Genomic DNA, 10,190 nt, shown 5'->3' with positions numbered 1-10,190 from the left:
ACCCTTGAGCAAGTCAACCTGCGCCAGGGCGTGCTGCGGGTGATGGGCAAGGGTAGCAAGGAGCGGCTGGTGCCGATGGGGGAAGAAGCGATTGTGTGGATCGAGCGCTACATGCGCGATGCGCGCGAACAGGTCGATATCGCCGGACAGCTTCACGCCGCGCGCCGCTGCGGCTTGCAGGGCCGGTGTCGCCAGGGCCAGGCCGGGGCTCACGTAGAGCTCGTCGGCACGGCACAGAAACTCGACATCCAACTCGCCACAACGCACTTCCACGTGCGGGTAGTCACGGCGCAGCGTGACCAGCTCCGGTGGATTTTCCCGCGTATCGGCGACGGCAAACGACACGCCTCGGTTCGCCAGGAAGCGAACCAGGGACATGCCGCTCTTGCCGAGGCCGACAACGATGCGGAAGTGGTCTGAAGCGATCAGGGACACTCGTTTCTACCTCAGTTTCAGGGTGGCAAGGCCGACCAGTACGAGAATCACGGTGATGATCCAGAATCGGACGATCACACGCGGCTCAGGCCAGCCCTTGAGTTCAAAGTGGTGGTGGATCGGCGCCATGCGGAACACGCGGCGCCCGGTCAATTTGAAGGACGCCACCTGGATGACCACCGACAGGGTTTCCATCACGAACACACCGCCCATGATGAACAGCACGATTTCCTGGCGAACGATCACCGCGATGGTGCCCAGCGCCGCGCCCAGCGCCAGTGCGCCGACATCGCCCATGAACACTTGTGCGGGATAGGTGTTGAACCACAGGAAGCCCAGGCCGGCACCGATCAGCGCGCCGCAGAACACGATCAGTTCACCGGCGCCTGGCACATACGGGATCAACAGGTATTCAGCGAATTTCACGTTGCCCGACAGGTAGCAGAAGATGCCGAGCGCACCGCCCACCATCACCGTCGGCATGATCGCCAAGCCGTCGAGGCCGTCGGTCAGGTTCACCGCGTTGCTGGAGCCGACGATGACGAAGTAGGTCAGCACCACGAAGCCGATGCCCAGCGGAATGCTCGCATCCTTGAGCATCGGGATGATCAAGGTAGTCTCGACGGCGCTTGGAGCAGTCGTGTAGAGGAAGATCGCGGCGGCCAGGCCGAAGACCGACTGCCAGAAATACTTCCAGCGGCTTGGCAGCCCCTTGGAGTTTTTCTCGATCACTTTGCGATAGTCATCCACCCAGCCGATGGCGCCGAACAACAAGGTCACCGCCAGCACTACCCAGACGTAGCGGTTGTGCAGGTCGGCCCAGAGCAAGGTGCTGATACCGATGGATGACAGAATCAGCGCGCCGCCCATGGTCGGGGTGCCGGATTTGGACAGGTGCGACTGCGGGCCGTCATTGCGAACCGATTGACCAATTTGCAGGTTCTGCAGGGTGCGGATCATCCACGGACCCAGGAACAGCGACAGAGACAGCGCGGTCAGCACACCCAGAATCCCGCGCAGGGTCAGGTACTGAAAGACCGCGAAGCCTTTATGGAACTGTTGCAGATACTCAGCCAGCAGCAGCAGCATTAATGTTTCTCCGTACTTGAGCCACACAAGGCCACGACGACGTTTTCCATCACCGCGCTGCGCGATCCCTTGATCAAAATGGTTGTGTGTTTATTTTGTTCGCCCGCACGCAACGCCTGGATCAGCTCGGCCTGGGTCGCGAAATGCCGCGCACCGGGGCCGAAGGCATTGACGGCATGGGCCATGTTCGGGCCGACAGCGTAGAGCGCGTCGACTTTGCCGCTAGCGTAGACGCCGACTTCACGATGGGACTGTTCGGCCCAGTCGCCCAGTTCGGCGATATCGCCCAGCACCAGCACCTTGCGCCCGTCGAAGCCTTTGAGCAGATCAATGGCGGCGCAGACCGAGGACTGGTTGGCGTTGTAAGTGTCGTCAATCACACGCATGCCGTTGCTGGCCAATTGCGCGACGGTACGGCCCTTGACCGGTTGCACCGCGCCCAGGCCGGTGGCGACGCCAAACAGCGACACACCCAGGGCGTAAGCCGCAGCCGCAGCAGCCAAGGCGTTGGCGACGTTATGGTTGCCCAGCAGATTCAACTGCACGCGCTCTTCGCCTTGCGGCGTATGCAAGGTAAAGGACGGGCAACCACGGGCGTCGAGCGTGATGTTCGACGCGTGGAAATCGGCCGCGGCATTCAGCACGGCGAACGTCAGCACCTTGCGACCGGCGGCGCGTACACGCCAGGTCTCGAAGGCCTTGTCGTCAAGATTCAAAACAGCAGTGCCCGAGGCATCGAGGCCTTCGAGGATTTCGCCCTTGGCTTCGACGATTTTTTCCGGGCCACCGAACTCGCCGACGTGGGCAGTTCCGGCGTTGTTGATAATTGCCACGTGAGGCTTGGTCAGCGCCACGGTGTAGGCGATTTCGCCGACACGCGAAGCACCCAACTCGATGACGGCCGCCGTGTGTTCCGGGGCCAGTTCGAGCAGGGTCAGCGGTGCGCCGAAATCGTTGTTCAGGTTGCCACGGGTCGCCAGCACCGGCCCGCGTGTGCGCAGGACACCGGCGAGCAGTTCCTTGACCGTGGTCTTGCCGCTGGAGCCGGTAATGGCTGCCACGGGCTTATCGAAGGCAGCACGGTTCAGCGCGCCAAGTTGGCCGAGGGCCAGGCGTGTATCGGCCACCAGCAATTGCGGCAGGGTAGAATCCGCCACTTCGCGCTGCACCAGGGCACCAACCGCGCCTTTGGCGGCAACGTCATTCAGGTAGTCATGGCCGTCGAAACGCGGGCCGGCCAGGGCGACAAACAGTTGGCCTGGCTTGATCGCGCGGCTGTCGATACTGACGCCATTGAAACTGCAATCACCCGACAGCATGCGCGCCGAGAGAGCCTGGGTCAGCTCGCTGAATTTCATCGCTTTAAGCATGGGCGACCTCCCAGGCGGTCAAGGCATGATCGGCCTCGACCAAGTCGGAGAAGGCGTGGCGTTCGCCGTTGATTTCCTGGTAATCCTCGTGACCTTTACCGGCCAGTACCACGACATCGTCGGCACTGGCGCTGGCGATCAATTGGGCAATAGCCGCGCCGCGACCGGCAACGAAGCTGGCCTTGGATGCGTCTTTAAAGCCGACGCGGATGTCGTCGAAAATCTGGCTTGGGTCTTCGCTGCGCGGGTTGTCGTCGGTGACGAGCACGCCATCGGCCAGGCGCTCGACAATCTCGGCCATCAACGGACGCTTGCCGCGATCGCGATCACCGCCACAGCCAAACAGGCACAGCAACTTGCCTTTGGCATGCGGGCGCAGGGCCAATAGGACTTTTTCCAGTGCGTCCGGCGTGTGGGCATAATCGACCACCACCAGCGGCTGCGAACCGCCACCCAAACGCTGCATGCGTCCGGCCGGGCCTTCCAGCTTCGGCAGCACCTGCAGGATTTCATCGAGTGCGTAGTCCAGGCCGAGCAAGGCACCGATGGCGGCAAGCACGTTGCTCAGGTTGAAACGACCCAGCAAGGTGCTGCGCAAATGGTGCTCGCCCTGCGGCGTCACCAACGTGGCGCGCACGCCCTCGTCGTTGAATTGGGCTTCGCGGCAATACAGGTAGGCGCGGGGGTCTTCCAGGCTGTAGCTGATCAGGCGCGCTTCGCTGTCTTGGGCAGCCAGCTCGCGGCCGAACGCGTCATCCAGGTTCACCACGCGGCACTTCAGGTCATTCCAGGCAAACAGCTTGGCCTTCTCGGCGCCATAGGCCTCCATGGTGCCGTGGTAGTCCAGGTGATCGCGGGACAAGTTGGTCATCACCGCCACATCGAAAGCCAGCGCGGCAACGCGGCCCTGGTGCAAACCGTGGGACGACACTTCCATGGCAACCGCCTTGGCACCGGCCTTTTTCAGGTCGGCCAGGGTCGCTTGCACGGCGATCGGGTTCGGCGTGGTGTGCAGGCCGCTTTGCAGCGAGCCATAGAAACCGGTGCCCAGGGTGCCGACAATGCCACAGTGCTGACCCAGCAGGTCAAGGGCCTGGGCGACCAGTTGGGTCACGCTGGTCTTGCCGTTGGTGCCGGTCACGCCAATCAGGTTCAGGTGGCGGCTCGGGTCGCCGTAGAAACGCCCGGCGATGTCCGACAGTTGCGCGGCCAGGCCTTTGACGGGAATCAACGGCACGTCGGTGATCGGCAGCACGGTGGCGCCGTCCACTTCATAAGCCACGGCTGCGGCGCCGCGTTGCAGGGCATCGGAGATATGCGCACGACCATCGTATTTGCCGCCAGGCACCGCCAGGAACAGGTCCCCAGCGCGTACATTTCGACTGTCCAGGCTCAGCTCGCGGATCAGCAGATCGCGACCGGCATGGGCAAAAATCTTGTTCAGGCTAAGAGACATCAGCCGCGCCCTCCATTGGCTTTTACCGCGGCGGCCGGCGGTCCGGCGTTCGCTTGTTGGGTCGGCGGCAGGTTGTCCGGCGTGACGTTCATCAGGCGCAGGGTGCCGGACATCACTTTGCTGAACACCGGCGCCGACACCAGGCCACCGAAGTAGCCAGCTTTACTGGGCTCATCAATCACGACGACGATCGCGTAGCGCGGGTCGCTCATCGGACCGAAGCCGGCGAACAGCGAGCGATAGGAGTTCTCGGCATAGCCTTTGGTGCCGACCGAGGTCTTACGCGCAGTACCCGACTTGCCAGCCACGTGATACGCCGGCACCTGGGCACGGAATACGCCGCGCGGTGCCTCGATCACTTGTTGCAGCATGCCTTGCATGGTCTTGGCGACGTTTTCCGGAATTACCTGGGTCGCTTTCGGCGCTTCGTCGACGTGGATCAGGCTCAACGGAACCATTCGACCGTTATTGGCCAATACAGAGAAAGCGTGAGCCAGTTGGATCGCTGTCACCGACAGGCCATAGCCATAGGAGAGCGTGGCGGTCTCGGCCTTTTTCCAGTCGCGGTAGTTAGGCAGGTTGCCCACGCGCTCACCCGGGAAATCCAGGCCGGTGGGTTGGCCCAGGCCGATCTTTTGCGCCAGGTGGTAGATGGTTTCGCCGCCGATATCGAAGGCAACCTTACTCATGCCCACGTTACTGGAGTTGATCAGGATACCTGTCAGATCCAGCACCGGACCTTCGGTACGGGACACGTCACGAATGGTGTATTTGCCCAACTGCAGGGTGCCAGGGTAGACCTCGACCTTGTCGCTGGGCTTCCAGCGCCCGGTTTCCAGGGCGGCACTCATGGAGATGGCTTTCATGGTCGAACCCGGTTCGAACACGTCGATCATCGCGCGGTTGCGCATCATCGCCGGTTGCAGGTTGCGACGGTTGTTCGGGTTGTAGGTCGGCTGGTTGACCATGGCGAGGATCTCGCCGGTCTTCACGTCCATGATCACCAGGCTGCCGGCCTTCGCGCCGTTCTCGATGATCGCGTTACGCAGCTCGCGGTTGGCCAGGTATTGCAGGCGCAGGTCAATCGACAACGCCAAGGGCTTTCCGGCCTTGGCGTTTTTGGTGACCTGGACGTCTTTGATCAGTCTGCCGCGTCGATCCTTGATGACCTGTCGCTTGCCGGGCACGCCGGCCAGCCATTCATCGTAGGCCAGCTCGACGCCTTCGCGGCCATGGTCATCGATGTCGGTAAAGCCAACCATGTGCGCGGTGGTTTCACCAGCCGGATAGAAGCGGCGGAACTCCTCAATGCCGTAGACACCGGGGACTTTTAGGTCGAGCACTTGCTGGCCTTGTTCGGGGGTGAGGCCGCGAACCAGGTAGATGAATTCTTTATTGGCCTGAGCTTCCAGGCGCTCGGCCAAGGCTTTCGGGTCCTGACCCAACGCGGCAGCCAGCTGTGGCCACTTGTCCTTGGCCACCTGCAATTCCTTGGCGTTGGCCCACAGTGTGGTCACCGGTGTGCTGACGGCCAGGGGCTCACCGTTACGGTCGGTGATCAGCCCGCGGTGTGCAGGAATCGGAATATGTCGCAGGCTACGGGCATTGCCCTCGCCGATAAGGAAGTCGCGGTCGACTACCTGCAGATCGACGATCCGCCAGGCGATTGCGCCGACCATCAAGGCCAGCAAGCCGAGCATCAGACGGAAGCGCCACGGGTAAAGTGCGCCTTCGAGTTTCATCATGGCGCCACCATTCGAACTTCGGCCGCGCTCGGGATGTGCATCTTCAGCTGTTCGGTGGCCAGTATTTCGATGCGGCTGTGGGCAGTCCAGGTGCTTTGCTCGAGGATCAACCGGCCCCACTCTGCCTGCGCTTTATCGCGCACGCTCAATTCCCCGTACAGGGTATTGAGCAGTTGGCGGTTGTAATGGGCGCTGTAGGACACCGCGATCGCGGACACCAAGACGCCAATAAACAGCAGCAACATAAAGAAGCTACCGCCCGGGAGGGGCTTGGCGAAAAGCCTGCTCACCGCAACTTCTCCGCGACGCGCATGACGGCGCTACGGGAACGAGGGTTGGCCTTGAGTTCAGCTTCGGAAGCGAACTGCGGTTTGCCATGGACTTTGATTTTCGGCACGAAGGCTTCGAAACGTACCGGCAGGTTGCGCGGCAGGTTGTCGGATTCGCCCTTGACCAGGCGACGCATGAACAGCTTGACGATGCGGTCTTCCAGGGAGTGGAAGCTGATCACCACCAGGCGACCACCCACTTCCAAGGCTTCCAGTGCGGCGTCGAGGCCCGCTTCCAGATCGCCCAATTCGTTGTTGACGTGAATGCGCAGGCCCTGGAACGCACGGGTGGCGGGGTTCTTACCCTTTTCCCAGGCAGGGTTGGCGACTTTCAGCACTTCGGCCAGGTCGGCGGTGCGCTCGAACGGCTGGATTTCCCGGCGCTCGACCACCGCACGCGCCATGCGGCCGGCGAAGCGCTCTTCACCGTATTCCTTGAACACCCGGGCGATTTCTTCCACCGGTGCGGTGGCGATGAACTGGGCAGCACTGACACCACGGGTGGGGTCCATGCGCATATCGAGCGGGCCGTCGTTCATGAAACTGAAACCGCGCTCCGGGTCATCGAGCTGTGGCGAAGACACGCCCAGGTCGAGCAAAACTCCGGCCACCTTGCCTGCCATGCCGCGTTCGGCGACTTCGGCACCCAGCTCGGCAAAGCTGCGTTGTACAACGACAAAGCGGCCGTCTTCGGCCGCTAGCGCTTGCCCGGTGGCAATCGCTTGGGGGTCTTTGTCGAACCCGAGGAGTTTACCGTCGGACCCGAGTTGGCTGAGTATCAACCGACTGTGCCCGCCCCTGCCGAAGGTGCCATCCAAATAGCAGCCATCCGCGCGTACGGCGAGAGCCTCAACGGCTTCGTCAAGCAGTACGGTGATGTGGTTAAAGCCGCTATCAATAGTCACAGGATCAAATCACGCAGTTCATCAGGCATGGCGCCCGGTTGTTGAATAGCAGCCAGGTCAGCTGCAGAAACAGCATCCCAGGCATCTTCGTCCCACAATTGGAACTTGTTCAGTTGGCCCACCAGCATTGCGCGCTTGTCGAGTTTGGCGTACTCGCGCAGACGCGGTGGCACCAGGAAACGACCGCTGCCATCGAGCTCGAGGTCGACGGCATTACCAATCAGCAAACGCTGCAGACGGCGGTTTTCTTCACGCAACGAAGGCAGGGCGCGCAGCTTGGTTTCAATCAACTCCCACTCATCGAGGGGGTAAACACACAAACAAGGGTCAACGGCATCGATAGTGATGATCAACTGTCCGGAACTTCGCGAAATGAGCTCGTCACGATACCGGCTCGGCATAGCGAGACGGCCTTTTGCATCGAGACTGATAGCGTTGGCTCCGCGAAACACAGATGCGTTTCTCCCAATTTTAGCGTTTTACGTTCAAAAAACCCACTTTGTGCCACTTTCCGCCACTTGCGCACACTATAGGAATGCGCCCACCACACCGTCAAGGCGCGGATTCAAGGAAAAGCCTTACAGAACGGAGATTTAGGAGCGTAAAAGGAGGAGAAACCAGAGTTCGGCGGTATTTTTTGCTCAATAAGCACTAATAGCTCAAAGAGCTATGGCTCAAAGTTAAAGTAATTTATTAAGAGTAAGATTTTTTTGGTATTACGAAGATGCATCTGCCAATCATTTGGCAGGGAGGGATTCTTGCGTTACTACCGGGTTTCTGTCCGAGATTCGGACAGAAGGAAAAAAGGTGGAGAGTCGATCTATAAGCCGGGTTCTGTCTTGAACAGTCATTCGTCTACGATGGCCATCACTGGACATCTTTAGCAACCTACCCGGTCCCAGCGCGGGCCACGCCTTGGGACCCTATTTGGTCTTGCTCCAAGTGGGGTTTACCTAGCCACGAACTGTTGCCAGACGTGCGGTGCGCTCTTACCGCACCTTTTCACCCTTACCGGCACCGAAGTGCTTAGGCGGTTATTTTCTGTGGCACTTTCCGTAGGCTCACGCCTCCCAGGCATTACCTGGCACTTCGCCCTATGGAGCCCGGACTTTCCTCCCCCCCCTAATTTTCATAGAAGGCAGCGACTGTCCAATCGACTCTCCGCCGCGAAGGTTAACGGCACGACGGGCTTAGGACAAGTGTTAAAAGTGCAGCAATGCCATCACGTCCAGACGGAATACCGGTTTAACCCCGGAACTATTCGGCTTTCTGTTTATCCAGTGCGGCCTGATACAACACATTCTTGCGCACCCCGGTAATTTCCGCCGCCAGCGCTGCCGCTCGCTTAAGGGGCATCTCCTTGAGCAGCAGATCCAGGACACGCATGGCTTCGCCACCAACGGCGTCTTCATTTTCCGGCGCCGTCCAACCCGCCACCAGCACCACGCACTCGCCACGCTGTTGATTGCTGTCACCTTCGACAAACGCGCGCAGCGCTTCCAGCGGCAACCCCTTGAGCGTCTCGAAGGTCTTGGTCAGCTCGCGGGCCAGCAGCGCCAGGCGTTCGCCACCGAACACCAGCTCCATGTCCTGCAGGCATTCGAGGATACGATGCGGGGCTTCATAGAAGATCAGCGTGCGCGGCTCTTCTTTAAGCGCCTGAAGACGTGCGCGACGCCCCACCGCCTTGGCCGGCAGGAAACCCTCGAAGATAAAACGATCCGATGGCAACCCCGCCGCAGATAACGCCGCAATCAACGCGCATGCGCCCGGAACGGGCACTACATTGATTCCCGCGGCACGCGCCTGGCGCACCAGGTGGTAACCGGGATCGGAAATCAGCGGGGTGCCAGCATCGGAGATCAGCGCCACATCGTCACCGGCCAGCAGGCGGGTGATAAAACGGCTGCCTTCTTCGCGCTCGTTATGCTCGTGGCAGGCGGCTAATGGCGTGCTGATCCCAAAATGCTGCATCAAACGCTGGGAGTGCCGAGTGTCTTCCGCCGCGATCAATTTAACGTCGCGCAACACTTTAAGCGCCCGGGCACTGATGTCGTCCAGGTTGCCAATGGGCGTCGCCACGACAAAAAGCGAGCCTGCAGTGGAATTCAAAGGACCTGGAGCAGTCAAAACGCACACCTCGATGGTTGGCAAAAGCCACATTGTAGCGCGTAGGCGCCCTGGAAATATGCCATCGAGATGGATGCCGTTTCAGCCGTCGGTCGGCCGTAGCCACCCAAACGCAACATTTGCACCATCTAAATTGACGGTTTCACGCCAGTAACATCGCGCCTGGGCCAGTGCTTGGGTACAATTCCACGCTAATTTGATCGGTATCAGGAACATTTACATGATCCCTTGTCTGCGGCTGCTCTCCGCCCTCTGCCTCGCTGCCTTGCTGGGCGCCTGTGCCAGCTCGCCCTCGTCCAGCCTTGGCGACCTGCCACGGACCCCGGACGCCAGTATCGAACAACTGCTCGAACAGGCGACCACCGCCAACACGCCCGAAAAAGCTGCGCTGCTGCGCTTGAGTGCGGCGGACATGGCCTACCACCAGAACAACGCTGGCCGCTCGTCGCAGATTCTTGCGCAGGTGCCACTGGATGCTCTCAAGCCCGCCGCGCAGATATTCGCCAGCACCCTGGCCGCCGAACTGGCCATGGCGCGCAACCAGCCCAAGGCCGCGCTGGCGGCGTTGAACCACCCCAGCCTGCAAAACCTGAAGGAGCTGCCGGCCGAACAGCAGGTTCGCACCGGCACCGTACATGCGCGGGCTTATGAAACCGACGGCCAGACCCTGGCCGCCGCTCGCGAGCGTGTGGCCATGGCGCCACTGCTGACGGGCGACGCCGCGAAGAGCA

At 60.9% G+C, this 10,190-nt stretch carries 9 protein-coding genes, 1 other RNA gene and 2 pseudogenes; 2 read left to right on the top strand and 10 right to left on the bottom strand.

The window, feature by feature from the left end:
• Window positions 1-126: pseudogene (locus tag L9Z73_RS18105) on the top strand (tyrosine-type recombinase/integrase); the annotation flags it as partial.
• Here L9Z73_RS18105 and murD read toward each other — a convergent pair.
• The 10 genes and pseudogenes from murD to rsmI form a co-directional block, all read right to left on the bottom strand.
• Window positions 115-435 (bottom strand): annotated as a pseudogene (murD, locus tag L9Z73_RS18100) (UDP-N-acetylmuramoyl-L-alanine--D-glutamate ligase); the annotation flags it as partial. The pseudogenes L9Z73_RS18105 and murD overlap by 12 nt on opposite strands.
• A 6-nt stretch (window positions 436-441) precedes the next feature.
• Complete coding sequence (mraY, locus tag L9Z73_RS18095; RefSeq protein ID WP_247403613.1) at window positions 442-1,524, bottom strand: phospho-N-acetylmuramoyl-pentapeptide-transferase; 1,083 nt, start codon at window positions 1,522-1,524, stop codon at window positions 442-444.
• Window positions 1,524-2,894 (bottom strand): UDP-N-acetylmuramoyl-tripeptide--D-alanyl-D-alanine ligase, encoded by a 1,371-nt coding sequence (locus L9Z73_RS18090; RefSeq protein ID WP_247403611.1) that lies wholly within the window; start codon window positions 2,892-2,894, stop codon window positions 1,524-1,526. The genes mraY and L9Z73_RS18090 overlap by 1 nt, the downstream gene beginning before the upstream one ends.
• Window positions 2,887-4,350: a UDP-N-acetylmuramoyl-L-alanyl-D-glutamate--2,6-diaminopimelate ligase gene (locus tag L9Z73_RS18085; RefSeq protein WP_247403610.1), complete on the bottom strand. Its 1,464-nt coding sequence runs from the start codon at window positions 4,348-4,350 to the stop codon at window positions 2,887-2,889. Before L9Z73_RS18085 ends, L9Z73_RS18090 begins: the two co-directional genes overlap by 8 nt.
• The gene (locus tag L9Z73_RS18080) at window positions 4,350-6,092 is read right to left on the bottom strand and encodes a peptidoglycan D,D-transpeptidase FtsI family protein (protein ID WP_247403617.1); all 1,743 of its coding nucleotides are present in this window, start codon (window positions 6,090-6,092) and stop codon (window positions 4,350-4,352) included. Before L9Z73_RS18080 ends, L9Z73_RS18085 begins: the two co-directional genes overlap by 1 nt.
• Window positions 6,092-6,385: a cell division protein FtsL gene (gene ftsL / locus L9Z73_RS18075; protein WP_247403609.1), complete on the bottom strand. Its 294-nt coding sequence runs from the start codon at window positions 6,383-6,385 to the stop codon at window positions 6,092-6,094. Before ftsL ends, L9Z73_RS18080 begins: the two co-directional genes overlap by 1 nt.
• Window positions 6,382-7,329: a 16S rRNA (cytosine(1402)-N(4))-methyltransferase RsmH gene (rsmH, locus tag L9Z73_RS18070; protein WP_425262724.1), complete on the bottom strand. Its 948-nt coding sequence runs from the start codon at window positions 7,327-7,329 to the stop codon at window positions 6,382-6,384. The genes ftsL and rsmH overlap by 4 nt, the downstream gene beginning before the upstream one ends.
• Complete coding sequence (mraZ, locus tag L9Z73_RS18065) at window positions 7,326-7,781, bottom strand: division/cell wall cluster transcriptional repressor MraZ (RefSeq protein ID WP_003171868.1); 456 nt, start codon at window positions 7,779-7,781, stop codon at window positions 7,326-7,328. The genes rsmH and mraZ overlap by 4 nt, the downstream gene beginning before the upstream one ends.
• Before the next feature lie 355 nt (window positions 7,782-8,136).
• An RNA gene (gene rnpB / locus L9Z73_RS18060) (RNase P RNA component class A) lies at window positions 8,137-8,490 on the bottom strand.
• A gap of 96 nt (window positions 8,491-8,586) precedes the next feature.
• The gene (gene rsmI / locus L9Z73_RS18055; RefSeq protein ID WP_247403608.1) at window positions 8,587-9,492 is read right to left on the bottom strand and encodes a 16S rRNA (cytidine(1402)-2'-O)-methyltransferase; all 906 of its coding nucleotides are present in this window, start codon (window positions 9,490-9,492) and stop codon (window positions 8,587-8,589) included.
• A gap of 187 nt (window positions 9,493-9,679) precedes the next feature.
• On the opposite strand from rsmI, the gene L9Z73_RS18050 reads away from it, so the two are divergent.
• On the top strand, window positions 9,680-10,190 hold a 511-nt coding region (locus tag L9Z73_RS18050), incomplete at its 3' end, for a penicillin-binding protein activator (protein WP_247403606.1).

Origin of the sequence: Pseudomonas emilianonis (assembly GCF_023072625.1) — a bacterium.
GTDB classification, from domain to species: Bacteria; Pseudomonadota; Gammaproteobacteria; order Pseudomonadales; family Pseudomonadaceae; genus Aquipseudomonas; species Aquipseudomonas paraveronii.
The sequence above is the reverse complement of the archived record's forward strand: the minus strand, read 5'-3'. Positions and strand labels throughout refer to the sequence as shown.

Bases quoted from the DNA above. Each gene is read 5' to 3' on its own strand.
- rsmI (WP_247403608.1), bottom strand. From the start codon at position 9,492: ATGTGGCTTTTGCCAACCATCGAGGTGTGCGTTTTGACTGCTCCAGGT.
- L9Z73_RS18085 (WP_247403610.1), bottom strand. From the start codon at position 4,350: ATGTCTCTTAGCCTGAACAAGATTTTTGCCCATGCCGGTCGCGATCTG.
- L9Z73_RS18080 (WP_247403617.1), bottom strand. From the start codon at position 6,092: ATGAAACTCGAAGGCGCACTTTACCCGTGGCGCTTCCGTCTGATGCTC.
- mraY (WP_247403613.1), bottom strand. From the start codon at position 1,524: ATGCTGCTGCTGCTGGCTGAGTATCTGCAACAGTTCCATAAAGGCTTC.
- L9Z73_RS18090 (WP_247403611.1), bottom strand. From the start codon at position 2,894: ATGCTTAAAGCGATGAAATTCAGCGAGCTGACCCAGGCTCTCTCGGCG.